Annotated in this window: 24 protein-coding genes; 21 read left to right on the forward strand and 3 right to left on the reverse strand. The window is 64.5% G+C overall.

Going from position 1 to position 26,994, the window contains the following annotated elements; translation table 11 throughout:
• The first annotated feature begins 24 nt into the window (after positions 1-24).
• From WBG56_RS02245 to flhF, 9 genes are all read left to right on the forward strand, one after another.
• Entirely contained in the window at positions 25-1,752 is a 1,728-nt protein-coding gene (locus WBG56_RS02245) for a methyl-accepting chemotaxis protein (protein WP_424264917.1), read from the forward strand.
• Between the two features lie 16 nt (positions 1,753-1,768).
• Positions 1,769-2,614, forward strand: coding sequence for a CheR family methyltransferase (locus WBG56_RS02250; RefSeq protein WP_424264918.1), 846 nt, complete (start codon positions 1,769-1,771; stop codon positions 2,612-2,614).
• Positions 2,615-2,633: 19 nt separating this feature from the next.
• Entirely contained in the window at positions 2,634-3,701 is a 1,068-nt protein-coding gene (locus WBG56_RS02255) for a protein-glutamate methylesterase/protein-glutamine glutaminase (RefSeq protein WP_424264919.1), read from the forward strand.
• Positions 3,702-3,758: 57 nt separating this feature from the next.
• Positions 3,759-4,142 (forward strand): chemotaxis response regulator CheY, encoded by a 384-nt coding sequence (cheY, locus tag WBG56_RS02260; protein WP_424262526.1) that lies wholly within the window; start codon positions 3,759-3,761, stop codon positions 4,140-4,142.
• Between the two features lie 10 nt (positions 4,143-4,152).
• The gene (gene cheZ / locus WBG56_RS02265) at positions 4,153-4,797 is read left to right on the forward strand and encodes a protein phosphatase CheZ (RefSeq protein ID WP_424264920.1); all 645 of its coding nucleotides are present in this window, start codon (positions 4,153-4,155) and stop codon (positions 4,795-4,797) included.
• Between the two features lie 335 nt (positions 4,798-5,132).
• Positions 5,133-6,683, forward strand: coding sequence for a methyl-accepting chemotaxis protein (locus tag WBG56_RS02270; protein WP_424264921.1), 1,551 nt, complete (start codon positions 5,133-5,135; stop codon positions 6,681-6,683).
• Between the two features lie 94 nt (positions 6,684-6,777).
• Positions 6,778-7,941 carry a flagellar biosynthesis protein FlhB gene (flhB, locus tag WBG56_RS02275; protein ID WP_424264922.1) on the forward strand — a complete coding sequence of 388 codons (1,164 nt, stop codon included), beginning with the start codon at positions 6,778-6,780 and terminating at the stop codon, positions 7,939-7,941.
• On the forward strand, positions 7,938-10,052 hold the full coding sequence (gene flhA, locus WBG56_RS02280; RefSeq protein ID WP_424264923.1) for a flagellar biosynthesis protein FlhA: 2,115 nt from the start codon (positions 7,938-7,940) through the stop codon (positions 10,050-10,052). The genes flhB and flhA overlap by 4 nt, the downstream gene beginning before the upstream one ends.
• Positions 10,049-12,406 carry a flagellar biosynthesis protein FlhF gene (gene flhF / locus WBG56_RS02285; RefSeq protein ID WP_424264924.1) on the forward strand — a complete coding sequence of 786 codons (2,358 nt, stop codon included), beginning with the start codon at positions 10,049-10,051 and terminating at the stop codon, positions 12,404-12,406. Before flhA ends, flhF begins: the two co-directional genes overlap by 4 nt.
• Positions 12,407-12,428: 22 nt before the next feature.
• Here the strand turns inward: flhF and WBG56_RS02290 are convergent, their stop codons facing one another.
• From WBG56_RS02290 to flgA, 3 genes are all read right to left on the reverse strand, one after another.
• Complete coding sequence (locus WBG56_RS02290) at positions 12,429-12,866, reverse strand: flagella synthesis protein FlgN (RefSeq protein WP_424264925.1); 438 nt, start codon at positions 12,864-12,866, stop codon at positions 12,429-12,431.
• Positions 12,867-12,908: 42 nt separating this feature from the next.
• Entirely contained in the window at positions 12,909-13,193 is a 285-nt protein-coding gene (gene flgM / locus WBG56_RS02295; RefSeq protein ID WP_424264926.1) for a flagellar biosynthesis anti-sigma factor FlgM, read from the reverse strand.
• Positions 13,194-13,300: 107 nt separating this feature from the next.
• Positions 13,301-14,050 (reverse strand): flagellar basal body P-ring formation chaperone FlgA, encoded by a 750-nt coding sequence (gene flgA, locus WBG56_RS02300; RefSeq protein ID WP_424264927.1) that lies wholly within the window; start codon positions 14,048-14,050, stop codon positions 13,301-13,303.
• Between the two features lie 219 nt (positions 14,051-14,269).
• Here flgA and flgB point away from each other — a divergent pair, with 219 nt between their 5' ends.
• From flgB to WBG56_RS02360, 12 genes are all read left to right on the forward strand, one after another.
• Positions 14,270-14,686, forward strand: a complete 417-nt coding sequence (gene flgB, locus WBG56_RS02305; protein ID WP_424264928.1) for a flagellar basal body rod protein FlgB — start codon at positions 14,270-14,272, stop codon at positions 14,684-14,686.
• 23 nt (positions 14,687-14,709) lie between these two features.
• Positions 14,710-15,117: a flagellar basal body rod protein FlgC gene (gene flgC, locus WBG56_RS02310; protein WP_424264929.1), complete on the forward strand. Its 408-nt coding sequence runs from the start codon at positions 14,710-14,712 to the stop codon at positions 15,115-15,117.
• Between the two features lie 11 nt (positions 15,118-15,128).
• On the forward strand, positions 15,129-15,815 hold the full coding sequence (locus tag WBG56_RS02315; protein ID WP_424264930.1) for a flagellar hook capping FlgD N-terminal domain-containing protein: 687 nt from the start codon (positions 15,129-15,131) through the stop codon (positions 15,813-15,815).
• A gap of 79 nt (positions 15,816-15,894) precedes the next feature.
• On the forward strand, positions 15,895-17,340 hold the full coding sequence (locus WBG56_RS02320) for a flagellar hook-basal body complex protein (protein ID WP_424264931.1): 1,446 nt from the start codon (positions 15,895-15,897) through the stop codon (positions 17,338-17,340).
• A gap of 15 nt (positions 17,341-17,355) precedes the next feature.
• Positions 17,356-18,105: a flagellar basal-body rod protein FlgF gene (flgF, locus tag WBG56_RS02325; protein WP_424264932.1), complete on the forward strand. Its 750-nt coding sequence runs from the start codon at positions 17,356-17,358 to the stop codon at positions 18,103-18,105.
• Positions 18,106-18,136: 31 nt separating this feature from the next.
• Positions 18,137-18,922, forward strand: coding sequence for a flagellar basal-body rod protein FlgG (gene flgG / locus WBG56_RS02330; RefSeq protein ID WP_424264933.1), 786 nt, complete (start codon positions 18,137-18,139; stop codon positions 18,920-18,922).
• 11 nt (positions 18,923-18,933) lie between these two features.
• A complete protein-coding gene (locus WBG56_RS02335; protein WP_424264934.1) occupies positions 18,934-19,626 on the forward strand; it encodes a flagellar basal body L-ring protein FlgH in 693 nt (230 codons plus the stop codon).
• Between the two features lie 136 nt (positions 19,627-19,762).
• Entirely contained in the window at positions 19,763-20,854 is a 1,092-nt protein-coding gene (locus tag WBG56_RS02340; protein WP_424264946.1) for a flagellar basal body P-ring protein FlgI, read from the forward strand.
• 4 nt (positions 20,855-20,858) lie between these two features.
• The gene (gene flgJ, locus WBG56_RS02345) at positions 20,859-21,827 is read left to right on the forward strand and encodes a flagellar assembly peptidoglycan hydrolase FlgJ (RefSeq protein WP_424264935.1); all 969 of its coding nucleotides are present in this window, start codon (positions 20,859-20,861) and stop codon (positions 21,825-21,827) included.
• Between the two features lie 131 nt (positions 21,828-21,958).
• The gene (gene flgK / locus WBG56_RS02350) at positions 21,959-23,647 is read left to right on the forward strand and encodes a flagellar hook-associated protein FlgK (protein ID WP_424264936.1); all 1,689 of its coding nucleotides are present in this window, start codon (positions 21,959-21,961) and stop codon (positions 23,645-23,647) included.
• 27 nt (positions 23,648-23,674) lie between these two features.
• The gene (flgL, locus tag WBG56_RS02355; RefSeq protein WP_424264937.1) at positions 23,675-24,916 is read left to right on the forward strand and encodes a flagellar hook-associated protein FlgL; all 1,242 of its coding nucleotides are present in this window, start codon (positions 23,675-23,677) and stop codon (positions 24,914-24,916) included.
• A gap of 142 nt (positions 24,917-25,058) precedes the next feature.
• A complete protein-coding gene (locus WBG56_RS02360) occupies positions 25,059-26,909 on the forward strand; it encodes a methyl-accepting chemotaxis protein (protein WP_424264938.1) in 1,851 nt (616 codons plus the stop codon).
• Positions 26,910-26,994: the final 85 nt, after the last annotated feature.

Here is a 26,994-nt window from a genome sequence, read left to right on the forward strand (position 1 = left end):
TCATGCCCACGAGGTTCTGATTCCATGCAGGCAGGTCAAAAGCGTCTTTTCAGTGCGCTCAAGGTCCGCACCAGTCTGGTTCTGGTGCTTGTTTTTTTCTTCGCGATGCTCATCTCAGGGGCCCTGTTGGGGGTGTTGTCCCTGAAAATGAACAACGACGCCCTCAAGCGTATCGCCGGTGAGCAAGAAACCGTGTCCCTGCTGGATGACGCGGTCTACCAGTACGAGAACGTCCAGGTCCTGATGGGGCGGGCCCTGGCCAGCATCGTCGTCAACAGCGACCTGATGAACAATTCGATTTCGGCCAACTGGAATACCGCCAGCGACGACGCTTCCACGGCGGCGCTCAGCGACGATACCCAGGCGCTGATCACCCAGGCGGAAGCCGCGCTGGGACACGCCCGCCAGACCATGGATCGCTTCCGCCAGGCGGCGGCCCTGTCTCTGCCGGCCGGCAGCGGGGCGGATCAGGTCAATCAGCTCTATGCCGCTTTGGTCCACGACGCCTTGCCCGACGTGCTGGCTCAACTGAAGGCAGGGCGCATCGATCAGTATGAAGCCCTGCAGAAAAGCCACATCGACCCGGTGGAACTGAAATTGAATCAGGCCTATCGGGCCTTGAAGGACCACCAGACCGGGCTGACGCAGCAGGCGGTGGCGGACGAAGACACCCATCTGGAATGGGTGGTCGTCATCGTCGGCGTGTCCATGGTGATCGCGCTGTTGGCGGCGGTGGCAGCCTATCTGTTCCTGCAGCGGGTGGTGTTGCGGCCCTTGCGTCGCGCGGGCGAGCATTTCGACCGCATCGCGGCCGGCGACCTGACGGCTACGATCGACGTGCCGTCGCGCAATGAAATCGGCGTGCTGTATCTGGCCATGCAGCGCATGCAGGAAGGCTTGGTGCGCATGGTCGCCCAGGTGCGCGGCGGCGTGGGCGAGATCCGCCTGGGATCACAGGAGATTTTCGCGGGCAACACCGACCTGAGCGGTCGCACGGAACAACAGGCGGCATCGTTGCAGCAGACTGCCGCCAGCATGGAGCAGCTGGCCGGCACCGTGCGCCAGAATTCCGACAATGCCGCGCAGGCCGACCAACTGGCCAAGGGCGCCGCCGAAGTCGCCCAGCGGGGCGGGGCGGCCGTGTCCAGCGTGGCTGAAACCATGACGGGCATCACCGGCAGCTCGAAGAAGATCGCTGAAATCGTCAGTGTGATCGACGGCATCGCCTTTCAGACCAACATCCTGGCCCTGAATGCCGCGGTCGAGGCCGCGCGCGCGGGTGAACAGGGCAAGGGCTTTGCCGTCGTGGCGGGCGAAGTCCGTTCGCTGGCGCAGCGCAGCGCCCAGGCCGCGAAGGAAATCAAGGGCTTGATCGAAGACTCCGTGGTCCGCATCCGCGAGGGATCCGAACGCGTCCAGGATGCGGGTCGCATCATGGAGGACATTGTCCAGTCGGTGCAGGGGGTGACGGCCATCATGAACGAGATTTCCTCTGCCTCGCGCGAACAGGCTGAAGGCATCAGCCAGATCAATGCCGCCGTCACCGACATGGATCAGGTCGTGCAGCAGAATGCGGCCCTGGTCCAGGAAGCCGCCAGCGCCGCCGGGTCTCTTCAGGACCAGGCCGAGCATCTCAGCGCGGCGGTGTCGGCCTTTCGCATCCAGGAGGGCGGTCCTGTGATCGATGCGTACGGCGGTCAGTTGGCGTATTCCCCGTCGGTGGCGCCGCCGCTGGCGCTGGGGCGGGTTTAAAAGCCCAGGTCCCGCCATGATCCACGATACCGCGTCCGTTTCCTATTTCTCGCAGCCGGCCTTGCCCAAGGCCGATGGGCAGGATCTCGGGCGGACGGTCGATCTGTTGCACAAACGCGCCGGGATCGTGCTGGGAGACCATAAGAAAGACATGGCGGCGCGCACCCTGGGGCTGCGCACGCATCACGCCGGCCTGGGGTCGGTGCGCGATTACCTGAATTACCTGGAACACAATCCCCAGTCCGAGGAATGGGATCGCTTCATCAGCGCATTCACCATCAATCACACGGCGTTTTTTCGCGAACAGCATCATTTTCAGATCCTGGCCGACTTCGTGCGCACCCGGCGCAAGCCGATTTCCGTGTGGTGCTGCGCCTCGTCCACCGGAGAAGAGCCGTACACCCTGGCCATGACGCTGCACGACGCCTGTGGCCAGTCCGATGCCGGAATCTCCGTGCTGGCCTCCGACATCGATCTACAGGTGCTGGCTCAGGCGCGCAAAGGCGTCTATACCCTGGACCGCATCAAGCCCATTCCGCCCGAGTTCCTGCGCCGGTATTTCCTGCGCGGCACGGGACGGCAGTCCGGCATGGCGATGGTCAAGCCCGCGATCCGCAATCTGGTGACGTTCGAGGAATTGAACCTGGTCGCGCCCAGTTGGCCGCTCAACCAGAAATTCGATGCGATCTTCTGTCGCAATACGATGATCTACTTTGACAAGCCCACCCAGACCCGGATTCTGGAGCGCTTCGTGCCCCTGCTGAAACCGGGCGGCCTGATGTTCGCGGGGCATTCCGAAAACTTTACTTATCTGACGAAATCCCTGCGCCTGCAGGGGCAGACGGTCTATGCCCTTGCCTGATCCCGGGAACCTTGTTGATATGGCTGAATCGAAAAAAATTCGTGTTCTGTGCGTGGATGACTCGGCATTGGTACGCAGTCTGATGACGGAAATCATCAATGCGCAGCCTGATCTCGAAGTCGTCGCCACGGCTCCCGATCCCCTGATCGCCCGCGAGCTCATCAAGCAACACAATCCCGATGTCCTGACCCTGGACGTCGAAATGCCGCGCATGGATGGCCTGGACTTCCTGGAGCGTCTGATGCGCCTGCGCCCCATGCCGGTCGTCATGGTGTCGTCCCTCACGGAACGCAATTCCGAAGTCACGCTGCGGGCTCTGGAATTGGGGGCGGTTGATTTCGTCACCAAGCCCAAGCTGGGGCTGCGCGACGGGCTGATGGAATACGGCGACATGATCGCCGACAAGATCCGCGCGGCCTCTCATGCCCGGTTGCGGCCTCGGACGGCGCATGCCGGAGAAGCCCCGGCGCGGCCCCGTCTGGCCGGGACGTTCTCCACGACGGAGAAGCTCATCATGATCGGCTCTTCCACAGGAGGCACCGAGGCTATCCGCCATGTGCTGGAACCCCTGCCGGCCAACAGTCCGGCCATCATGATCACCCAGCACATGCCGGCGGGCTTCACCAAGTCCTTTGTGCAGCGCCTGGATGGCCTGTGCGCCGTGCACGTGCACGAGGCGGAAGACGGGCAGCGCGTGTTGCCCGGGCACGTCTATCTGGCCCCCGGGGGGATTGCGCACATGAAATTGGCGCGGTCGGGGGCCAATTATGTCGTCAAGCTCGAATACACTGATCCCGTCAACCGCCATCGTCCCTCGGTGGATGTGCTGTTTCATTCGGCCGCCCAGGTGGCGGGCAAGAACGCCGTGGGCGTCATCCTGACGGGCATGGGCAAGGATGGCGCGCAGGGCCTGCTGGCCATGCGTCAGGCGGGTGCGCGGACCTTCGCCCAGGACGAGGCCAGCTGCGTGGTGTTCGGCATGCCTCGCGAGGCCTTGCTGATCGGGGCTGCGGAGCAGGCTGTCGCGCTGGACGACATCAGCGAATTGATTTTGAAAAGTGCGGGTGCCTACGGGCACCGTGTGTGAACAAACGGCAGATATCAGCGACTTATCCTGCCTGATTTATTGACTGGAGAACGATCCGTGGTTCAAAAAACCTTGAAAATCCTGGTCGTCGATGATTTTCCGACGATGCGCCGGATCATCAAAAACTTGCTCAAAGACCTGGGCTATGAAAACGTCGACGAGGCCGAAGACGGTGTCCAGGGCCTGGAAAAACTGCGCAACGGCGGCTTCGAATTCGTCGTGTCCGACTGGAACATGCCCAATATGGACGGCCTGACCATGCTGCAGAATATCCGCGCCGATCCGAACCTGGCCAATCTGCCGGTGCTCATGGTGACGGCCGAAGCCAAAAAGGAAAACATCATCGCAGCGGCCCAGGCCGGGGCCAGCGGGTATGTGGTCAAGCCCTTCACGGCGGCCACGCTCGAAGAAAAGCTGAACAAGATCTTTGAAAAACTCTGAGAGGCGCATCATGGCGGAAGAACAATCCTCGACGGGAAATTCCGAGCTGCAGACGCCTCCGGATCTGATCCACAGGATCGCGCAGTTGACGCGGTCCCTGCGCGAGAACATGCGCGAGCTCGGGCTGGACCAGGCCATCAAGGATGCTGCGCATGCCATCCCCGACGCCCGCGATCGCCTGCACTACGTGGCGCAGATGACCGAGCAGGCGGCCAATCGGGTGCTGAACGCGGCTGAGCAGACCCAGCCCTGGCAGGAATCCATGCAAAAGGACGCCAAGGCGCTCGATGCCCGGTGGCAGGATTGGTTCGATCATCCGGTCGAACTCGATCAGGCCCGTTCCCTGGTGGACGATACCCGCGCCTTCATCAAAGGCGTCCCTGAAAAGACCCAGGCATCTCAGAACAATCTGCTGGACATCATCATGGCCCAGGATTTTCAGGATCTGACCGGCCAGGTCATCATGAAGATGCTGGGGGTGATCGGGGCCATCGAAAGTGAATTGGTGCAGGTGCTGATCGACAACGCGCCCGTCGAAAGGCGCGAGGAAACCCAGACGCTGCTCAACGGTCCCGTGGTCAACGCCCAGGGCAAGAACGACGTCGTCGCCAATCAGGATCAGGTGGACGACCTATTGGCCAGCCTGGGATTCTGACGGACTGCCGACAGTCCCCTGCGGACTGTCGGCAGCCGCTCAGAATCGGAGCCACCTGCAGGTGGCGAGGTGGGACACTGACGGACCGCCGACAGTCCCCTGCGGACTGTCGGCAGCCGTTCAGAATCGGAGCCACCTGCAGGTGGCGAGGTGGGGAGCCGTGGGGTTTTCCCGGAAGACTGTGACATCGGAGCAGTGTGTAAGTTCCGCGTAAGGCCTGAAACTCAATATGGGCCAGAGTCCGGGCAAGGAGCCGATGTGCCGTCGGCCCCGAGCCGCCGGAATCCAACAATCATGACAGCCGCTGAACGGCTGCTTGGACGGAAGGAGACGACATGGGCCGGGGACGCACGCGTTTTTTGGGGTTGGGGCGATTGTTGCGGCAGTTGCGCCGGGGCCGCGCGACATTGAACGACCGGGCCTGGACCTTCAATCCCCTGTCCTGGGCGGTCGGCCCCTTCCTGGCCGCCTTGCGAGAGCGCCTGGTGGTCATGCGCCAGTCCAGCATCCGCATCGCCATCAATGCCGCCCGGCTGCAGGCCCATACCCAGGAATGCGAAACCATGGCCCAGGAGCAGGCGGTGGAGGCCGAAAGCCTGTCCGCGCAGGGCGTGCAGATCGCGGGCCTGTCGCAGCAGACCAGCGATACCGTCCTGCAGGCCGCCGGGGTCTTCCGCGCCCAGCTCGATGGGCTGCAGTCCACCCAGGATCAACTGGCCGATCTGCAGCAGCGTGTCGCCCGGGTCACGGCCCGCATGCAGGCATTTTCCCAGGTCGTCACGCAACTGAGCCAACGGGCGCGGTCGGTGGAAGACACCAGCCGCCTGATCAAGGACATTGCCCTGCAGACCCATCTGCTGGCGTTGAACGCGGGGGTCGAGGCCGCGCGGGCGGGCAAGGCGGGCCAGGGCTTCGCGGTCGTCGCCACGGAAGTCGGCAAGCTGGCCGAGCGCGTCAATGCGGCCACAGGCGACATTGTGCGTCAGACGGGCGAGATCCTGGGCTTGGTCTCCGATTCCGAACAACAGAGCCATGCCATCTACACCGACATGCAGGCATCGGATGGCCTGGTGGGGGACTTTGCCGGGCAATTCGGATCGCTCGTGCGAGAACTCGGCGCGGTGGGGGCGCGGCTGGACGACATGACCGCGCAGGTGGCCCAGGTCAACGACACGAACCAGGCCATGAGTGCCTCCATCGAACGCATTGCGGATCACAGCGCCGTGCTGCGCCAGCGCATGCAATCCATGCGCGAACAGGTGCATGGCGTGCGCAACCAGACGGAAAGTCTGCAGGAAATGCTGGCGGCCTGGCGGACCGGGGCGACGGCCTTCGATCATCTGGAATCCTGCCTGGCGCAGTTGCGCGATCAGGCCGTGGCGCTGCTGCGCCAGGGGCAGGCGGATGGCCTTGACGTCTTCGACACCGCCTACCGCCAGATTCCGGGCAGTCAGCCCCCGCGCTATCACGTGGCCTATGACCGGAAGATCGACCAGGCCCTGCAGCAGGTGCTCGACGGGATGCTGGAACATATCCCGCATGGTTCCTATGCCATCCTGATCGACGCGAATGGCTATGCGCCCACCCATAATCGCCGCTATTCCCAGGCGCCGACGGGCGATGTGGCGCACGACACGGCGCATTGCCGCGACAAACGGCTGTTCGACGATCAGATCAGCCAGGGCGCCATCCGCAACCGGGGCGGCGTGCTGTGCCAGACCTATATGCGGGATACGGGCGAAATCATCACGGACGTGTCCATGCCCGTGGAACTCAATGGAACCCGCTGGGGCGCGGTGCGCCTGGGCCTGGATTATCAGCGCTTCGAGCAGGCCAGTCAGCAGGTTGGCGCCGCCATGCCTGCCGCCCAATTGGCAAGCCCTTGAATTGTCGCGGGTATTGCTCTTTTATCCGCTGTTCCCGCCGGGGGCCGGCAGACTACAATCCAGGCTGTTTTAACACTGCCGGATAGCCGCCCGAATGGCCGAGGACAGCGATCTCGAAAAAACCGAACCCGCCTCGCCCCGGCGCCTTGAAAAGGCGCGCGAGGAAGGTCAGGTTGCGCGTTCGCGGGAACTCGGCACCTTTCTGGCCCTGATCTGCGGGATCGGCGCGCTCTGGTTCGTCGGCGGCAATCTGTTCCGCACCCTGGAAGGCGTGCTGCGCAGGGGGCTGTGGTTCGATACCCGGATCATGAGCGATCCGCAGGTCATGCTCAATGTCGCCGGCATGTCGGCCTGGCAGGGTTTGCTGATCCTGCTGCCGATTTTCGCTCTGCTGGTGGTCGTGGGGATTTTTTCTTCCGTGGTCCTGGGCGGGTTCCTGCTGTCGCTCAAGGCGCTCGAGCCCAAGTTCGAACGTCTCAATCCCCTGAAGGGCATGAAGCGCTTCGTGCAGACCCAGACCCTGGTCGAACTCGTCAAGACGCTGGCCAAGGCGGTGCTGATCGGCTTTGTGGCCGTCAAGGTCATCTGGGCGCACCTGGCGGACATGCTGGCCCTGTCGCACATGTCGCTCAGCGATGCGCTGGCCCGGGGGCTCAGCCTGGTGGCCCTGTGCTGCCTGCTGATCGCCTCGACTCTGATCATTCTGGTGCTGATCGACGTGCCCTGGCAGCTGTGGAATCACGCCAAGCAACTGCGCATGTCCCGCCAGGACGTCAAGCAGGAACACAAGGACAGCGAGGGCGACCCTCACGTGAAAGGCCGTATCCGCCAGCAGCAGCGGACCATGGCCCGGCGGCGCATGATGAGCGCGGTGCCGGATGCCGACGTCATCGTCACCAACCCGACCCATTACGCCGTGGCTTTGCGCTATCGCGACGGGCAGGGCGGGGCGCCCGTGGTGGTGGCCAAGGGCGCCGGTCTGATCGCGGCTCAGATCCGCCAGCTGGCGCAGGACCACCAGGTCGCCCAACTGGAAGCGCCCCCCCTGGCGCGCGCCCTGTATCATCACGTCGAACTGGATCAGGAGATCCCCTCGGCGCTGTATGCCGCAGTGGCCGAAGTCCTGGCCTGGGTGTACCAGGTCCGTACCTGGCAACAGGGCTCGGGTACACTGCCGCGGGCGCCGCAGGCTTTGCAGGTTCCGCCCGAACTCGATCCGCAACACCGCCCTGAACCGGCTCACGCATTCGTCACATGAACAGTTTCCTGGATTTCCTCAAGAACCAAGGCTTCGGGCATGCCCGCCTGCTAGCCGGGCCGGTGCTGATCCTCATGGTGCTCGCCATGATGATCCTGCCTTTGCCGCCGTTCATCCTGGACTTGCTGTTCACCTTCAACATCTCGCTGTCGGTGATGATCCTGCTGGTGGCCATGTTCACCCGCAAGCCCCTGGATTTCGCCGCCTTTCCCTCGGTGCTGCTGTTCGCCACCTTGCTGCGCCTGTCGCTGAACGTCGCGTCCACCCGGGTGGTGCTGCTGAACGGCCATAAAGGGCCGGATGCCGCCGGCCAGGTGATCGAAGCCTTCGGGCACTTTCTGGTCGGCGGCAATTTCGCCGTCGGGATCGTGGTCTTCGTCATTCTGGTGATCATCAATTTCATCGTCATCACCAAAGGCGCGGGGCGTATCGCCGAGGTCGGCGCCCGCTTCACCCTGGATGCCATGCCGGGCAAGCAGATGGCCATCGATGCCGATCTGAACGCCGGCCTGATCGGCGAGGACGAGGCCCGCCGCCGCCGGTCCGAGGTTTCCCAGGAAGCCGAGTTCTACGGCGCTATGGACGGCGCCAGCAAATTCGTGCGGGGCGACGCCGTGGCCGGCCTGCTGATCATGGTGATCAACATCCTGGGCGGCCTGATTGTCGGGGTGGCCCAGCACGACATGTCCGTGGCCGATGCCGGCAACGTCTACACCTTGCTGACTATCGGCGACGGCCTGGTGGCGCAGATCCCCGCGCTGGTGATCTCCACTGCCGCCGGCGTGGTGGTGTCGCGCGTGGCGACCGACCAGGACGTCGGCCAGCAGATGCTGGGCCAGCTGTTTTCCAATCCCAACGTGCTGTTCATCACGGCGGGCATCCTGACCCTGATGGGGCTGATTCCCAACATGCCGCACGTCGCCTTCCTGCTGCTGGCGGCCATCATCGGCGGCGGCGGCTGGGCCTTGTACCAGCGTCAGCAGCGCGAGCTGAAAACGGCGGCCGAGCGTCCGGACCAGGAACAGGCCGCCGCCGTGGCGGCGGCCGCCGAGGCCAGTTGGGATGACGTGTCGCCCGTCGATCCCCTGGGGCTGGAGGTCGGCTATCGTCTGATTTCCCTGGTCGATCACCAGCAAAGCGGCGAACTGCTGCACCGCATTCGCAGTCTGCGCAAGAAATTCGCCCAGGAAATAGGCTTTTTGCCGCCGGTCGTGCATATCCGCGACAATCTGGAAATCAAGCCCACCGACTATCGCATTCTCTTGTTCGGCGTGGAAATCGGCCGTGGCATCGCGCAGACCGGCCAGTGGTTGGCCATCGATCCGGGCGGCGTCACCAGCCCGGTTCAGGGCATTCCGACCAAAGATCCGGCTTTCGGCCTGCCGGCCGTCTGGATCGATCCGTCTCTGCGCGAACAGGCGCAGATCGCCGGCTACACCGTGGTGGATGCCGCCACTGTCGTCGCCACGCACCTCAATCATCTGATGCACCGCTATGGGGCCAGACTGCTGGGCCGCCAGGAAACCCAGCAATTGCTGGATCACGTGGCCCGCGAGGTGCCGAAGCTCATCGAAGACCTGGTGCCGAAAACCATCACGTTGCCGCAGTTGCAGAATCTGCTGCGCAGCCTGCTGGACGAAGACGTGCCCATCCGCGATATGCGCACCATTCTTGAAGTCATCACCGAACATGCGCCGCGCCTGGCCAGCCTCAATCCCGCCGGAGCGGGCCCGAATCTCGACGAATTGCTGGCCCAGGTGCGTGTGGGACTGGGCCGCGCCATCGTCCAGCATTGGTTCGCGGGCGAGGAAGAGCTGCGCGTCATCGGCCTGGATGCCCGGCTGGAACGCGTGTTGATGCAGGCCTTGGGCGCCAACGGGGCGCTGGAGCCCGGCCTGGCCGAAAACCTGCTCACGGAAACCCAGCGGCTGACCCAGGAACAGGAAGACCGCGGCAATGCTCCGGTGCTGGTCGTGCCTCCCGTGTTGCGGGCGTCGCTGTCGCGGTTCTTGCGCCATCACCTGCCGCACATGGCCGTGCTGTCCAGTGCCGAGATCCCTGAAGAGCGTATGATTCGGATCACTTCAGTGATCGGTGGGGGTTCCGCGTGAACATCAGTCGTTTCTTTGGCGCCACGAACCGGGAAGCCATGCGCCAGGTGCGTCTGGCGCTGGGGTCCGAGGCCCTCATCATTTCCAACAAGCGGGTCAACGGCGGGGTGGAGATCCTGGCCACCGATGAAACGTCTCTGCCCGACCACGATCAGACACCCGACGATCCGGCCTCTGCCGCGCCGCGCGCCGCCATGCCCCCCGGGCAGGTTTCCGCCGCATCCCCGCCGGCGCCCGGCCCTGCGTCCGCGGCGCCGCCGCGCCCCGCGCCATCGCCCGACCCTGACCTGGCGGGCGTGATCGGCGAGCTGAAGGGCTCTCTGGAAAGCCGCATCGATGAATTGCTGTGGGGCAACCAGCTGCGCCGTTCACCGCAGGCAGTGACCCTTTTCCAGAATCTGCTGCGCTTCGGTTTCAGCACGACCTTGCTGCGGGCCATGCTCAAGACCCTGCCGGAACTCTCCGGCGACCGGGCCGCCGTGCAATGGGCCCGCAGCGAACTGATCAAGCACCTGCCGGTCCTGAAATCGGAAGACGATCTGTGGCAGCCCGGCCTGGCGCTGGCGCTGGTGGGGCCCACCGGCGTCGGTAAAACCACCACGATTGCCAAGCTGGCTGCGCGCTGCGTGCGGCGCGGCGGCCCCGGCAGCCTGGTGCTGTTGACCACCGACACCTACCGGATCGGGGCGCATGAGCAGTTGAAGATCTACGGCCAGATGATGCGGGTGCCGGTGCACGTCGTGCAGGACGTGCATGAATTGCGCCGTGTCCTGCAGACGGTGCGCCCGGACCAGACCGTCCTGATCGATAACGTGGGCATCAGCCAGCGGGACCGCTACGTGGCGGACCAGGCGGCGCTGCTGGCCGGCGCCGGTCGCCGGGTCGAACGCCTGCTGGCCCTGAATGCGTCCAGCCACGGCGATACCCTGGACGAGGTCGCGCGTTCCTATGCGCGCGACGGCGGCACGCCGCTGCGCGGCTGCGTCATCACCAAGATCGACGAAGCCGCCTGCCTGGGGGCGTCGCTGGACACTGCCATCCGCTATCGCCTGCCCATCCATTACGTATCCAATGGGCAGAAAGTTCCTGAAAATCTGCTCTTCCTGACGGCGGCCGAACTCGTGGACCGGGCGTTGGTGCCTCTGCAATCCGCGCGTCCGCAGTTCGCGCCTTCCGAAGCCGATCTGGCTGCTTTGATGTCGATCGCGCAGCCTGAGCACAGCGCCGAGTCCGTCGCCGAACGCCGCCGCCAACAGGTGTTGTTGCCCCAGTTGCTGACTCAATCCCCCAGGGGCGATTCCCTGGGGCTGGACGATCTGCGGGCTGCCGTGGCCTTGATGGACGAAGATCCCGTGTTGTCGGAAGCCTACGATCTGTGGCGCAGTCGCGCCGCGGGCGATCTGCCGGCCGCTGCTGATGCCATCGATCATCTGCGCCGGGTGGCGCGGGCCGCCGTGGGCGAATCGCGGACCGCGCTGGTCGTGCACGACCGCCAGGCCCTGGCCTGGCAAGGACGGCGCGGCGCCTGGTCGGGCGCCGCCTGGTTCGATGATCAATGCCGGCCATTGGCGGCGGCGGTCCAGCAGGCTGGTTTGGCCGATGGTTGGCATGCGCCGCAGGGGGCTTCGGCCCTGGCGCCTTCACCGGCCGATGCCTTGTCGTTCCAGGTGGGGCTGGAATCCGAGGGTCAAAGCCCGGCGCCGTGGCATGTATTCGAAGGCGGCAGCCAGGCCTTGTTGCGCGCGCTCAGCGCCCAGGGGCATGACTGGATTTCCGTCTGCAGCGCCCGCGCCCGGGTTTACCTGGATGGCGAGGCTTGCGTAGCCTCGGCTGCCGCCCAGCGCCTGAAGCTGCAACCGCTGGCCGCGGATCTGTTCGCCCGGGTGCTCGCCCCCGCGGGCCTGGATGGCGGGCAGGCGGCCTGGTGGGTCGGTATGGGGGATGCGCAACTGCAGGCCCGAGGTGAATCGCCGCTGGCCGTGCGCCTGGTCTGTCTGCGGGCGGTGGATCCTCTGGATGGCCGCGTGTTGCGGGTCTGGCATGCCTTGATGGGCTGCGGGGCGTCTCCCGATCCCGCCCTGGTGGCGGCGGCGGTGGTGTTGCGCCAGGAATGTCATGCCGCCTGGCGTCTGGCGACGCCTTGGCTGGCCGATGCCAAAGGTCGCGAACCGCTGGTGGACCGGGCAGTTCTGGCCGCCCAGATGGGCCTGGCCGCATGGCGCCTGGTCCAGGACCCGGCCTTGGCGCCGGCTGCCCTCGTGGCGGCCCGCATGCTGGGCGGTGAACAATTGTCCGTCCGGCAGACGCCCGCGGGTCTGCTGAAGTTGTATGCGCTGAAGGAACTGCTGGCCTGATCGCGGCCGGCAGTCGGGCGGCTTATTTCTTTGACAGACGCCCGCGGGCGTCGTACAGATCTTGCCCCATCAGGCCGCGCAAGGTGTCCAGCGCCTGTTGGTTGTGTTCCATGAAGGCCTTCAGGATCTGGCCGTTGTCCTGGTTCAGGGCGCTGGCTTGTGCCACGCGTTCGAATAGCGTGTCGAATGCAGGGCGCAGATCGGGATGCAGGGCGCAGACGGTGTCGATGCTGGCACGGTCGTCCGCCTGGCCCATGCTGACCAGGGTCGCGGCGCGGGTCTGGTCCAGTTCGCCCAGGCGGCGGGCGTAGTCGTTCTTGCGCATGGTGAGCGCGCCCAGGGCTTCGTTGGAAGGTGTTTCCAGCAGCAGGGCGCCTTCAGCTTCCAGGACTTGAATGAAATCGTTCAGCAGTTCGGATTGTTCGTCCACGCACTGCAGCAGCGCGTCGATGTGGCTCATGGTAGGGCGGATTCTGTTGGGACGGGCAACCAGTGTACTGGATTATTTCAGCAGTTCGCGCACGCTGGCCAGCAGGCTGTCGGCGATGCGGCCGGCATCGATTTTCAGTTCGCCGGAGGCCAGGGCGTCGCGGATCTGCTGCACGCGGGCGGTCTGGATGTCGGCGTCGCTGTTGTTCAGGGCCGCCAGTTGCCGGGCCGCCGGGCTGAGATCGACTTCGGAGCGGCTGCTGGCCGCATGGGCCGAAGCATGACCGGTGTTATCGCTGCGCGTGCCCCCGGTAACCCCATTGAGCAGGGGGTTGGACGAAGTGGAATTGACTTTCAAAGCTCGTCTCCGGGTGAAAGGACAGGGTCAAATGGTGCATCCCTGGTTACGGCAGCGCGGCGTGAATCTTTAGCCTGACGTGAGGCCGACCGGAATTCCGACCGGAATCACATCATAACCTGAACCGTATGCGCATCCAGCACGGTGCCGGTGATGATCTGCCCATTGGGGGTGCGCACCTGGATCTGCGTGCCCGGGCTGCCCGATTCCAGGGCCTGGCCTTCGCCCGAGGCCACGAAGCCCGTGCCGCGCGCCACAGTGCGCACCTGCTGGCCGCGTTCGATGGAATTCGGGTCGCGCAGGGCGCTGTCCTCGATCGGCCCGCCTGCCCGGATGCGGCGCGTGGTGATCCAGCCGATCACGTGCGCCGGGTCGCTGATCACGCGGCGCAGGCGCAGCAGATCGCCTTCCCGGGTGTCCAGGTCGTCCAGGCTGATGACTACCCCGCGATCCAGCGTGCGGTTGGCCACGAAGTAGTGGCCCGTGATCTGGATGCTGGCCTGCACGTACAGCGTCCAGGGCTGGGGGGCCAGGCAGCGGACCCCGACCGATGTCCTTGATCGCAGGCCTCCCGACCCGGCCAGAGAGGTATCCATCCGGCTGCAGGCTGCTTGATTGGTGATGCGCGGCGCGTCCACCGTGATCGTGGCCGTGCCGGGGTAGGATGCCGCGCGGTCCTTCAAGAGCGCCTCGACCTGGCTGACGATGGCGGCCGGGTCCTGGGTGGCGGGATTGCGGGCCTGAGCCTGCGCCGCGCCGGGCGCTGCGGCGACGGCCACGCAGACGCCGGCCGCCGACCCGAGGCGGGCAATGGCGGCAAGTGAGGCGGTGACCGGCGCGGTGAAACGGATGACCATGCCCGCATTGTAAAAGATGCCCGGCGCCACGGCTGCGCATCGGGGGGCGGGGTGGGGGCCGACATTGCCTGAATAGCCCTTCAAACCCCGCTTTGTTCCGGTCTTTATGGCGCTCCCGGGGGCCGTACTATGCCACTGTGCGCTAAAGCCGCGAATGGTCAGGGATCATTTGGTGCCCGGTGGATGCGTACTTCAATTCACCCGAATGCATTGAATGCCATGATCGATCGAATCGGCAAGGACTTCGAGTTCTATCAGAAAGCCCTGGCTCTGCGTCAGCAGCGGCAGGAAATCCTGGCGACCAACATCGCCAATTCCGACACGCCCAATTACAAGGCGCGCGATATCGACTTCAACGCCACGCTGCGCGAGGCGATGGGCGAAAACTCGGGCGTGCCCCGGCTGCCGGATACATCCCTGACGCTGACATCGTCGCGCCACATTCCGGCCCAGGCGCATTCCACCGGCCCGGCCCAGGAACTCTATCGCGTTCCCTTGCAGCCCAGCCTGGATGGAAATACGGTTGATATGAACGTCGAACGCGTCCAGTTCGCCGACAATACCGCCAAATACCAGACCGATCTGCAGGTGCTGAACGGCCGCATCAAATCCTTGCTGACTGCTCTGCAGCAGTAAACCGGCTTACGGGAATCACGCATATGTCCACTTTCAGCATATTCCAGATCGCCGGTTCCGCCTTGGCCGCCCAGTCCGAACGCATGAACGTCACGGCCAGCAACATCGCCAATGCCGACAGCGCGGTCGGCCCGGACGGTCAGCCCTACCGGGCTCGCCAGGTCGTCTTCCAGATGACGCCGTCCGCCCAGTCCGACGCCGTCGGCGGGGTGCGCGTGGCCGCTGTCCAGGAAAGCAACGCGCCCGCCCGCATCCAGTACGATCCGGGCAATCCGCTGGCCGATGCCCGGGGGTACGTCACCTTGCCCAATGTCGATGTCGTGGCCGAAACCGTCAATATGATTTCCGCCTCGCGCTCCTACCAGGCCAACGTCGAGGTCATCAATACCGCGAAATCGCTGATGGCCAAGACACTGACCATCGGTCAATAAGGATTCCCGCCATGAGTACCGTGAACGATGTCTACGGATCCAACGCCGCCGGTGCGTTGGCCAACTCCCAGACCAATTCCCTGATGGGCGACACCCAGGACCGCTTCCTGACCCTGCTGGTCACGCAATTGCAGAACCAGGACCCGCTCAACCCCATGGACAATGCCCAGGTCACTTCGCAGATCGCGCAGTTGTCCACGGTCCAGGGCATCCAGCAACTGAACAACACGCTGCTGGCCCTGTCGGGCCAGATGGACATGTCCCAGTCTCTGCAGGCCGCCGGCCTGATCGGCAAGGACATCCTCTACCCGGGCGAAAAGATCTCCCTGGGCAGCGACCCGGATACCGGGGCCAAGACCGCCACCCCCTTTGGCGTCGACCTGATGTCCGCCGCGGCGAAAACCAAGGTCTCCATCCTGGATTCCGCCGGCAAGGTCGTGCGCGAATTCGAATACGACGCCAAAGATGCCGGCGTCTACCCCCTGAGCTGGGACGGCCTGGACTCGGCCGGCGCGCCGGCGCCGGATGGCGCCTACACCGTCCAGGTGACCGCGTCCGATGACAAGGGGCAGGCGGTGTCCACCCAGGCGCTGACTTCCGGCCACATCAACAGCATCGCCTACACCACAGAAGGCCTGAAGCTCAACCTGGCCATGGGCGGCAAGATTTCCCTGCTGGATATCCGGCAGGTCATGTAATTCCAGGGGGAACGGCAATCGCGCCGCCCCCGGTTCCAAATCAACGATTCAACGCAGCACGCACTGAAAGAGGTCACTCATGGGTTTCGGTCAAGGTCTCAGCGGTCTGAACGCCGCCTCGCAAAACCTGGATGTCATCGGCAACAACATCGCCAACTCCGGCACGGTCGGCTTCAAATCCGGCTCGGCCACCTTTGCCGACGTGTATGCCAGTTCCCGCGTGGGCCTGGGTGTGCAGGTGGCGTCCATCAATCAGCGCTTCACGACCGGCATCGTGTCTACCTCGGGCAATCAGTTCGACATGGCCATCGACGGGGCCAAGGGCTTGTTCGTCGTGACCCAGCCCAACGGCGCCACGCTGTACACGCGCAACGGTCAATTCCTGGCCGACAAGGACCACAAGATCGTCAACGCCCAGGGCCAGCAGTTGATGGGCTACGCGCCGGGCGGCACCAACCTGATCGGCATGACCGTGCCTATCGGGAACATCGCGCCCCAGGCGACCAGCACCATCACCAACAAGGTGAACCTGGATGCGAATGCGCCGGTGGTGCCTGGGACGACTGTAGCTGAGGTCGTGGGTGAGGTTGATCTGGGCGGGACGACCTATTATTACAAGGTCTCCGGTGGTGCTTATTCTTGGTATACGGACAACACAGGGGCCACTGCCGCCGCTTCCCCTCCTGCTGGAACCTATGCGACAGGGACGCCTCCCGGTAACGTGACGATTTCGGGTACGGGTCAACCAGATGTAGCGATTCCAACTGGAGGCACCAACGTCGCCTATGTTGCTCCTGTAACTGCAATCGCCTTCGACGTCACCAATTCCGACTCCTACTCCAACATGGTGCCGCTGACGGTCTACGACTCGTTGGGGAACTCGCATCGCATCGAGCAGTACTACACCAAGCGTGAACCGAATGGTACTAACAGCGTCTGGGAAGTGAACTACGTCATCGACGGTGTTCCTCCCGCGCCTCCAGCCAATCAGGCGACACTTGAGTTCGACAGCGCCGGCCGCCTCGCATCCGGCTCGCCGGCGGCGATCACCTTCACGCCGGGCGGCACGACGTCGCCGGCCGATCCGGTGTCGATCCAGGTCGCCTATGACGGTTCCACCCAGTTCGGCGGCAGCTATTCCCAGGACTTCATCCAGAACGGCTACGCCACCGGCGAATACGCCAGCATGTCCATCGGTACCAATGGCGAACTGATCGCCAACTACACCAATGGCGCCAAGCAGACCATGGGCACGCTGGCCCTGGCCGATTTCGCCAATCTGCAGGGCTTGCAGCCGGTCGGCGGCAATGCCTGGGCGGAAACGGCCAATTCCGGCCAGCCCATCGTGGGCACGCCGGGCAGCAACGGCCTGGCCACCATCAAGGGCCAGGCGGTGGAAGAATCCAACGTGGACATGTCCCAGGAACTGGTCAATATGATCATTGCCCAGCGTACCTACCAGGCCAATGCCCAGACCATCAAGACGCAGGATCAAATCCTGCAGACCTTGATCACCATGCGCTAAGCGCGGTAGGACGGCATGGATCGCATCCTGTACACGGCGTCCAATGGCGCCGCCCGCATCCTGGAACAGCAGTCGGCCATTGCCAACAACATGGCCAATGTGTCCACGACGGGCTTTCGCGAGCAACTGGCCATTTACCGTTCCGTGCCGGTGGTGCCGCAGGCGGGCGAACTGCCCACCCGCGTCAGCACGGTAGCGTCCACGCCCGGCAGTCGTTTCGGCCAGGGCGCCATGGTGGAAACCGGCCATGCCCTGGACACCGCCATTGCGGGCGAGGGGTGGTTCGCGGTGCAGACCCCCCAGGGCGAAGCCTACACGCGTTCGGGCGAATTCGCGGTCAACCAGAACAACCAGCTGGTCACGCTGGGCGGCCTGCCGGTGTTGTCCAATGACGGGCGCCCCATCGAAATCCCGGAACGCGGCAGCGTCACGTTCGCCACCGACGGGCAGATGAGCGCTCTGGGCGCGGGCGACAATCCGCGCGACATCCAGATGCTGGCCCAGTTGAAGCTTGTGAATCCGCCCACCAACCAACTGGTGCGCGGCGACGACGGCCTGTTCCGCCTGGCGGGCGGGCAGCCGGCCCAGGCCGACGAGGCTGTGCGGATCGCCCCCGGATTCGTCGAGAAGAGCAACGTCAACCCGGCCAGCGCCATGGTCGCCATGATTTCCAATGCCCGCCAGTTTGAACTGCAGATGCAGGTGATCAAGAACGCCAGCACCAACGAAGAACGCGGCAATTCCGTACTTTCCGCAGCAGGCTGATGCCCTGCGCCCCTGAACAGGACTTCTCAAGATGATACGTTCCCTGTGGATCGCCAAGACCGGTCTGGAAACCCAGCAGACCAGCATGGACGTGATTTCCAACAACCTGGCCAACGTCAACACCACAGGCTTCAAGCGCGGCCGCGCCGTGTTCGAGGATCTGATGTACCAGACCATGCGCCAGCCCGGGGCCAGCGTCGGCGCAGCCAATCAGTTGCCGTCCGGTCTGCAGCTGGGCACGGGCGCCCGCGTGGTGGCCACCGAGCGCATCCACACCCAGGGCAACCTCAAGGAAACCGGCAACACGCTGGATGTGGCGATCCAGGGCAATGGTTTCCTGCAGGTGGAAATGCCCGATGGTTCGTTTGCCTACACGCGCGATGGCAGCATCCAGCGCGACCAGAACGGCATGCTGGTGACGGCCGGCGGCTATACGATCCAGCCGGGCATCAACATCCCCGATAATGCGCTGACGATCTCCATTGCCCGCGATGGCACGGTGTCCGTGACGCAACCGGGCGCCACCGGCACCAACGTGCAGGTTGGTCAGCTGCAGTTGTCGACCTTCATTAACCCCACAGGCCTGCAAAGCCTGGGTGAAAACCTATATGCTGAAACCGATGCGTCGGGGCCGGCCAATCAGTTGCAGCCCGGCTTGGACGGTGCGGGCATATTGCTGCAGAACTACGTGGAAACATCCAACGTCAATGTGGCGGAAGAACTGGTCAATATGATCACCACGCAGCGCGCCTTTGAAATGAACAGCAAGGCCGTGCAGACGTCGGACCAGATGCTGGCGCGTCTGACACAGCTGTAATCAGGATGTCCATGAAGGGTTTGCGTCGTCTTGCAGGATCGTGGGTGGCCGTCGCGGCCCTGATGGTGTCCGGGTGCGCCTTGGTGCCGCCCGAGCCGGTGGTCACCGGGCCCTTGACGGCCCCGCCTCCGCCGCCGGCGCCGCCTTCCGCCGAGGCCAATGGGTCGATCTATCAGCCCACGGCCTATGGCAACTACCCGCTGTTCGAAGACCGCCGCCCGCGCAATGTCGGCGACATCGTCACCATCGTCATCCAGGAAAAGACCAACGCGGCGAAAAGCGTGGGCACCACCACCGACCGCAATGGCAGCGCCAGCATGAATATCGGCCTGGCGCCCGCCATTTTGCCCACGGACCTGGGCGCCAAGCAGAACTTCCAGGTCGGCAGCGGCAACAAGTCCGACGGCAAGGGGTCCAGCAGCGCCACCAACGTATTCAGCGGGACGCTGACGACCACCGTGATCGGTGTGCTGCCCAACGGCAATCTGCAGATCGCCGGCGAAAAGCAGATCGCCATCAATCGCGGCAGCGAATATGTGCGTTTTTCCGGTGTGGTGGACCCGCGTTCCATCACCGGCAGCAATACCGTGGCGTCCACCCAGGTGGCCGACGCCCGCATCGAATATCGCAGCAAGGGCGTGATGGACGAGGTCCAGACCATGGGCTGGCTGCAGCGCTTCTTCCTGAACATTGCCCCGTTCTGATGTCATGATGGATAGGATTCTCGTGCACACTTCCACCCAGGCCCCGCAGCGACACGGCCGTTTCGTATCTGGCGCGGGCGCCCGGCCGGTACGCGCCGCAGCGGCCGGCCAGCGGCTTCGGGCCGGGCTTGCGGGGGTGCTGCTGGCGTGCCTGGGAGCCTTGATTCCGCTGGCCGCCGCTCAGGCCGAACGCATCAAGGACCTGGCATCTTTCACCGGCGTGCGCGAAAACCAGCTGATCGGATACGGCCTGGTGGTGGGCCTGGACGGCAGCGGCGATCAAGTGCGCCAGACGCCGTTCACCCAGCAAAGCCTGACCAACATGCTCTCGCAACTGGGCGTCACCGTGCCCCAGGGCACCAATATGCAGGTGAAGAACGTCGCCGCCGTGATGGTCACCACCCGGCTGCCGGCCTTCTCCCAGCCAGGCCAGAGTCTGGATGTGGTGGTGTCGTCCATGGGCAATGCCAAAAGCCTGCGCGGCGGCACCCTGCTGATGACGCCGCTGAAAGGCGCCAACGGTCAGGTCTATGCCCTGGCCCAGGGCAATCTGCTGGTGGGCGGGGCGGGCGCTTCGCAGGGCGGGGCCAGCGTCCAGGTCAATCAGTTGAACGGCGGCATCATTCCCGATGGCGCCATCGTCGAACGTGGCGTGCCGACCACCTATGCCCAGAACGGCACGGTGCGGCTGGAACTGAACACCAGCGATTTCGCGGTGGCGCAGAATGTCGTCTCGGCCCTGAACCGCCGCTTTGGCGGGCAGACGGCCACGGCCCTGAATGGCCGCACCATCGAATTGCGTGCGCCCATGGACCCCAAGGGGCAGCTGGCCTTTCTGTCGCAGGTGGAAAACCTGAATGTGACGTTGCCGCCGGCCCGCGCCCGGGTGGTGATCAATGCGCGCACCGGGTCGGTAGTGATGAACCGCACCGTCATGATCGACGAGGCCGCCATCGCCTACGGCAATCTGTCCGTGACCATCAGCCCGCAACAGCAGGTGAGCCAGCCCACCACGCCGTTCGGCGGCGGGCAGACCGTGGTCACCAACAATACCCAGATCGAGATGCGCAGCGACAATGGCTCCTTGAAGCGCGTGAATACCAGCGCGAATCTGGCCGACGTGGTGCGGGCCCTGAATGCCCTGGGCGCGACCCCGCAGGATCTGTTGTCCATCCTGCAGAACCTGAAGAGCGCCGGCGCCTTGCGGGCCGACCTGGAGGTCATCTAGCGTCATGGCGTTCGTGGCCCATACTCCTCTGCCCAGTTCGGACGGCACGCCCTCGGCGCTGGATTTCAGCAGCCTGAACGCCCTGAAGCGCGGGGTGCAGACGAATCCGGGTTCAGAGGACAAGCAACGCGAGGTCGCCCGGCAATTCGAAGCCATGTTCATCCAGTTGCTGATGAAGCAGGCGCGCCAGACGGCGGACCAGATGCCGTCCCTGTTTGATTCCCAGGCCACGCGCATGGCGCGAAGCCTGAGCGACGAGCAGACCTCGCTGGCGCTGGCCAACCCCGGCATCGGTCTGGCCGATGCGCTGATGGCGCAGATGCAGGGCGGGGTGCTGAGCAAGCCCCTGGACCCGCTGGCCAATCCGCCCGAGGCCGCCCGTTCGCGTCTGCCCTGGCTGCAGTCGCGCATCGGCGAGGGCCGCCAGCAGGTGGCGGATTCGATTTCATCCCTGATCGAGCTGCTGGCCCAGCGCAATCTGGGGCAGAAGGTGCGCAGCGCCATCCAGGGCGCGCCGGATCACATCCGGTCCTTTGTGGACCAGATGGCGGCGGCCGCCGACGTGGCCGCCCGGCGCAGCGGCGTACCCGCCAAACTGATCCTGAGCCAGGCAGCTCTGGAGTCGGGCTGGGGCCAGCGTGAAATCCTGCGCCCGGACGGCAGCGCCAGCCATAATCTGTTCGGGATCAAGGCGGGCGGCAACTGGCGCGGCGACGTGGTGCACGTGATGACGACCGAATACGTGGATGGCGAACCGCGCAAGATGATGCAGCCTTTCCGCGCCTATGATTCCTATGCCGATTCCTTTACGGATTACGCCAATCTGATCAGCCAGAGCGACCGTTACAGCGATGTGATGACGGCGCGCAATGCCGAGGACGCCGCCCGCAAGGTGCAGGCCGCCGGCTACGCCACCGATCCGTCCTACGCCGACAAGCTGATCAGCATCATGGGGTATTTCAACGCCCGCTAGCGGAAAGGCGACGGTCGGGAAGAGCGCGGTTCGGCGGCCGCTAAATTTTCCTGCGGCGCTGCCGTTATCAGGTAAGACGAATTCTTGCGGCTGCCGATCTGGCGTCCGCATCATGAACAGGATTGCAGCATATGAATCTGGCGAATCTGGGCAAAGCAGGCCTGCTGGTCGCGCAAAACCGGCTGGCGACAGCGGGGCACAACATCAACAACGCCGCCACGGCCGGTTATAACCGCCAGACGGTGTTGTCCCAGACCGCCGGCGCCACGCCGACCTCGGGCGGCTGGATCGGCCGCGGGGTGCAGGCCGTCAGCGTGCAGCGGTCCTACGACAATTTCCTGTACAACCAGCTGACCTCGTCCATCACGCGCGGCGCGGCCCTGAAGACCTACGGCGATCAGGTCAGCCAGATCAACAATCTGGTGGCGGACCGCACCGTGGGCATCTCGCCCAACATCCAGAAATTCTTCGACGGCCTGGACGCCGTCGCGACGTCGCCGGCCGACGTGGCGGCCCGCCAGGAACTGCTGGGGCGCGCCAACAGCCTGTCCTCGCAGATCCGCGACGCCAATGCCTTCCTGGACAGCCAGCGGCAGAACGTCAACACGCAGATCGAAACGACCGTCACCCAGGTCAACAGCTACCTGGACCGCATCCAGGACCTGAACCGCCAGATCACCACGGCCAAGGCCACCAACCCCGGCCAGCCGCCCAACGATCTGCTGGACCAGCGCGACCAGCTGGCCGCCGATCTGGGCCAACTGGTGGACATCAAGGTCTACGAGCAGGACGACCGCTTCAATATCACCATCGGCAACGGCCAGACCGTGCTGGGCGGCGATTCGGTGTATTACCTGCAGGTGAAGCCCTCCGCGGCCGATCCCAGCCGGATGGCGGTGAATTACACCGTGACCGACGCCAGCGGCAATCCCCACCCGGTCGAAATGAAGGACAGCCTGATCACCGGCGGCAAGCTGGGCGGCCTGCTGACGTTCCGGTCCGACGTGCTGGATTCCACGCAAAACGAACTGGGCCGGCTGGCCCTGGGCATCTCGATGTCCGTCAATGCGCAGCACACGCAGGGCTATGATCCTTCCGGGGCCCAGGGCACGGATTTCTTCACGGTGTCCACGCCGAAGATCATCATGAACGGCGGCAATGCCGCATCGACCAACCCGACGGCCGGCATCACGGACGTCTCCAAGCTGACCAACCAGGATTACCGCCTGGAATTCGACGGTACCAATTATTCGGTCACGCGCTTGCCCGACGGCACTTCCATGGGTTCGATCGCGGGCGCGGGCACCTTGACGGTCGATGGGGTCCAGTTCGATACCACGACGATCGCAGGGGCTGCCGCCGGCGATTCCTGGCTGATCCAGCCCACGCGCGACGCGGCCGCCGGCATGGATGTCGCCATCACCGACCCGGCCAAGATCGCGGCGGCGGGTTCGTATGACGACGATAATGATCCCGCGACGCCCGAGGTGCCGGCGGGGTCGGCCAATGGCGACAATGCCTTGAAACTGGCGGCCTTGCGCTCGGAGAAGGTGCTGGGCAACGGCACCATGGGCCTGAACGAGGCCTATTCCCAGCTGGTCAACAACGTGGCCGTCAAGACTCAGTCCAATACCACGGCGCAAAAGGCCCAGGAATCCCTGATCCAGCAGAATTACTCTGCGCAGCAGGCGGTGTCCGGCGTCAACATGGACGAGGAATACATCAATCTGCAGCAGTATCAGGAACAGTATCGGGCCGCCGCGCGGCTGATCGATACCGCCTCGACCCTGTTCGATACCTTGCTCGCTTTGCGTAGCTGATCGGCGCCGCATTTTTAGGAATTCATCATGCGTATCAGTTCCAGCCTCATGTTCCAGACGGGCCTGAACACCATCAATGCCCAGCAGTCCGATCTGATGCACCTGTACCAGCAGATCGGTTCGGGTCAGAAGATGGTGACGCCCGCCGACGACCCCCTGGGTGCGTCGCAGGCCATCAACCTGTCGCAGTCGCAGGCGCAGAACGCACGCTATGCGGACAACCGGGCCGTGGCCAACCAGAACCTGGCCACGGAGGAGGACGCGCTCAACTCCCTGACCCTGCTGCTGCAGGACGTGCGCACCCGCCTGGTGGAGGTCGGCAACGGCACGCTGTCGGACGCCGATCGCCAGACCCTGGCCGGCGTGCTGCAAAATGCGCGCGATACGGCCATGGGGATCGCCAACACCACCGATGGCAATGGGCAATATGTCTTCTCCGGCTCCAAGGGCAGCGCCCCCGCTTTCATGGCGGATGGCACTTACAACGGCGATGGGTTGCAGCGCCTGATCCAGTCCGACGCCACCCGCCAGATCGCGGGCAGCGATGTCGGTTCCGATATCTTTGCGCGGTCGCAGCCGGGCACGCTGGCCTATGCCAGCGCGGCAGGCGCCGGCAATACGGGGACGGCGACCGTTGCGGGGCCGTACATCTCGGATCGCGATGCCACGACCGGCAATCCGGACGCCCGGTATTCCTATGCGGTCAGTTTCACCAGCGCGACGACCTACGATGTCACCGTCACGGACCATTCGGTCACCCCGCCCACGGTAGCGGCCCCCGTCGGGCACACGCTGGCGCCCGGCGCCACGGAAATGGACCTGGGCAACGGCACCAAGGTGCAGTTTTCCGGCGCCCCGGCTGCCGGCGACACGTTCGCGGTCGATCCCCTGAAGACCCAGAATCCCAACATCTTCCAGACCTTCGACAATCTGATCGCGGCACTGAACGACCCGGCCCAGGGCAACGCCCAGGCGACCGCCAAACTACGCAATACGCTGAATACCGGCATGCAGCAGTTCGCCACCAACTACGACAATGTCCTGACGGTGCGGGCCTCCATCGGCGCCCGCATGAACGAATTGCAGGCGCTGGACGACAGCGGGTCGCAACGCAACCTGGGTTTCACCAAGGCGCTGTCCGACATCGAAGACCTGGATTACTACCAGGCCACCACCCAGCTCAATTTGCGGAAGATCGCCCTGGAAGGCGCTGGCCTGGCGTTCCAGACGATCCAGGGGCTGAGCCTGTTCAATCTGGGCCGTAGCTGAGGGATCCTGCTTTTCAGGGCTTGGTTCGTCGATCGCGAATCAGGTGCATTTCCGGTGAATAGGGCCTACAAGGCCCTATTTTCTTAGGAAGAACGGCAGCGCGCGTATGGCATGCTGACCATAATCACAAAGGTGAGGTGACATGAAGTATCGTTTCTGGAAGGGGCGTGCGATCGCCTTGTCATTGCGGACCCGGCTGACGCTGGTGGTGGGCTTTTTGTCTCTGCTGACGTTCGCGGCGGTGGGCAGCGCCTGGTTCGTGCAGCAGCAAAGCCAGCACACCATCGCGCAGCTGTCGTCGGTGGGGGTGCAGGCGAATTCCGATGTGAAAAATGCACTGATCTACGCGCAACAGGCGACGACCCAGATCGAAGGGGCGCTGGGCATCGCCAATGAAAAGCAGCGCCTGTGGGAACTCGGGCAGGCGGATCAATTGCTGAAGCGGTCCCGCGATCATATGCAGTCCCTGCAGGACACCCAGGCGTTGACCGGGTCCCAGGGGGAATCCCTGCAGCATATCCTGGAGACCACCTTCAAGGATTACTGGGCGCAGGTCGATCAGTTGCGCGGCTTTGCGGCCAAGCAGGATGCCAAGGCCTTCGAGGCCCTGAAGCGCGGCCGCCTGAGGGGCGCCGCCCGGGGAATGGACAGGGCTTTTGGGCAGTTCGACCAATATATCCAGAACAGCAGCAATGAATCCCGGCAGGCCCTGGCTCAGCAGTTCGAGTGGGCCAATTACGGTTTCATCGGCTTGCTGGCCGTGGCCGTCGTCCTGGCCCTGCTCGCGTATCGCACCCTGATCCGCACCGTGCTGCGGCCTTTGCAGGGGGTGGGCCGCCATTTGCGGAAGATGGCGGGCGGCAACCTGGACCTCGCGATCCAACCCAAGTCCCATGATGAAATCGGACAGTTGCTATTCGGTCTGAAGGACATGCGCGAGGGCCTGGAGTCCCTGATCCTGGGCGTGCGTACCCGCATGGGCCGGATGACCGACAGCGCCCGGCGTATCGCCAGCGGCAATCTGGATCTGAGCAGCCGCACCGATCAGCAGGCCGCCGCCCTGCAACAGACCGCCGCCAGCATGGAAGAGCTGGCCAGCACTGTGAAGCAGAATGCCGATCATGCCCGGCAGGCCAATCAACTGGCCAGCACGGCATCCCAGGTGGCTTCCCGCGGGGGGCAGGTGGTGGGCGAGGCCGTGCAGACCATGCAGGGCATTTCTGGCAGTTCGCAGAAAATCGCCGATATCGTCGGCGTGATCGACAGCATCGCCTTCCAGACCAACATTCTGGCCCTGAATGCCGCGGTCGAGGCCGCTCGCGCCGGGGAACAGGGCCGCGGCTTTGCCGTGGTGGCGGCCGAAGTCCGCGCCCTGGCCCAGCGCAGCGCGGGCGCGGCCAAGGAAATCAAGGAATTGATCGAGGATTCCGTCGGCCGGGTGCAGGCGGGTTCGGCCCAGGTCAACCGCGCGGGCGAGACCATGCAGGAAATCGTCCAGGCCGTGACCCGCGTGTCCGACATCATGAGCGAGATCACCGCCGCCACGGTGGAGCAGTCCTCGGGCATCGATCAGGTCAATCTGGCCATTACGCAGATGGATACGGTCACGCAGCAGAATGCCTTGCTGGTGCAGCAGGCGGCGACGGCCGCCGGGTCCCTGGAGACGCTGGCGGCGGAAATCGGTCAGTCGCTGGCCGTCTTCCAGCTCAGCCAGCAGGCCGCGGAGGCGGCCGAGCTGCAGGATGCCCAGGCGGAGTCCGTCGCCGCCGAATTTGCGCCGGCCGCCCCCGCTCAGGCTTCGCCTGCCGCTGCCCGGCGATCGATTGCGCCCGCCGAGGCGCCCGCAGCCGCGGGCCGCGGCAGGCAATCTTCACCCCAGGGCGCGGCCGGGTCGGAAAAAACTCGTCTGGCGGCGCCCACCGCGCCTGCGCGGGCGGACCGGCGCGCAGCGCCCCGAACTACCTCGGATACTGAAGAATGGGAGGAATTCTGAATATGAGTCATCAGGGATACGGGCGCGTGGATGCCATGTCCGACGCGGCGCAGTCCGGCCCTTCGGGCGCGGGGGCGCTGCGGCG

The sequence above is a fragment of the Castellaniella sp. genome (assembly GCF_049671645.1).
In the GTDB taxonomy this organism is placed as follows: Bacteria; Pseudomonadota; Gammaproteobacteria; order Burkholderiales; family Burkholderiaceae_B; genus Castellaniella.

Excerpts from the sequence above, each read along its gene's own strand:
- WBG56_RS02245 (WP_424264917.1), top strand. The coding sequence starts at position 25 with ATGCAGGCAGGTCAAAAGCGTCTTTTCAGTGCGCTCAAGGTCCGCACC.
- WBG56_RS02250 (WP_424264918.1), top strand. The coding sequence starts at position 1,769 with ATGATCCACGATACCGCGTCCGTTTCCTATTTCTCGCAGCCGGCCTTG.
- WBG56_RS02255 (WP_424264919.1), top strand. The coding sequence starts at position 2,634 with ATGGCTGAATCGAAAAAAATTCGTGTTCTGTGCGTGGATGACTCGGCA.
- cheZ (WP_424264920.1), top strand. The coding sequence starts at position 4,153 with ATGGCGGAAGAACAATCCTCGACGGGAAATTCCGAGCTGCAGACGCCT.
- WBG56_RS02270 (WP_424264921.1), top strand. The coding sequence starts at position 5,133 with ATGGGCCGGGGACGCACGCGTTTTTTGGGGTTGGGGCGATTGTTGCGG.
- flhB (WP_424264922.1), top strand. The coding sequence starts at position 6,778 with ATGGCCGAGGACAGCGATCTCGAAAAAACCGAACCCGCCTCGCCCCGG.
- flhA (WP_424264923.1), top strand. The coding sequence starts at position 7,938 with ATGAACAGTTTCCTGGATTTCCTCAAGAACCAAGGCTTCGGGCATGCC.
- WBG56_RS02290 (WP_424264925.1), bottom strand. The coding sequence starts at position 12,866 with ATGAGCCACATCGACGCGCTGCTGCAGTGCGTGGACGAACAATCCGAA.
- flgA (WP_424264927.1), bottom strand. The coding sequence starts at position 14,050 with ATGGTCATCCGTTTCACCGCGCCGGTCACCGCCTCACTTGCCGCCATT.
- flgB (WP_424264928.1), top strand. The coding sequence starts at position 14,270 with ATGATCGATCGAATCGGCAAGGACTTCGAGTTCTATCAGAAAGCCCTG.
- flgC (WP_424264929.1), top strand. The coding sequence starts at position 14,710 with ATGTCCACTTTCAGCATATTCCAGATCGCCGGTTCCGCCTTGGCCGCC.
- WBG56_RS02315 (WP_424264930.1), top strand. The coding sequence starts at position 15,129 with ATGAGTACCGTGAACGATGTCTACGGATCCAACGCCGCCGGTGCGTTG.
- WBG56_RS02320 (WP_424264931.1), top strand. The coding sequence starts at position 15,895 with ATGGGTTTCGGTCAAGGTCTCAGCGGTCTGAACGCCGCCTCGCAAAAC.
- flgF (WP_424264932.1), top strand. The coding sequence starts at position 17,356 with ATGGATCGCATCCTGTACACGGCGTCCAATGGCGCCGCCCGCATCCTG.
- flgG (WP_424264933.1), top strand. The coding sequence starts at position 18,137 with ATGATACGTTCCCTGTGGATCGCCAAGACCGGTCTGGAAACCCAGCAG.
- WBG56_RS02335 (WP_424264934.1), top strand. The coding sequence starts at position 18,934 with ATGAAGGGTTTGCGTCGTCTTGCAGGATCGTGGGTGGCCGTCGCGGCC.
- flgJ (WP_424264935.1), top strand. The coding sequence starts at position 20,859 with ATGGCGTTCGTGGCCCATACTCCTCTGCCCAGTTCGGACGGCACGCCC.
- flgK (WP_424264936.1), top strand. The coding sequence starts at position 21,959 with ATGAATCTGGCGAATCTGGGCAAAGCAGGCCTGCTGGTCGCGCAAAAC.
- flgL (WP_424264937.1), top strand. The coding sequence starts at position 23,675 with ATGCGTATCAGTTCCAGCCTCATGTTCCAGACGGGCCTGAACACCATC.
- WBG56_RS02360 (WP_424264938.1), top strand. The coding sequence starts at position 25,059 with ATGAAGTATCGTTTCTGGAAGGGGCGTGCGATCGCCTTGTCATTGCGG.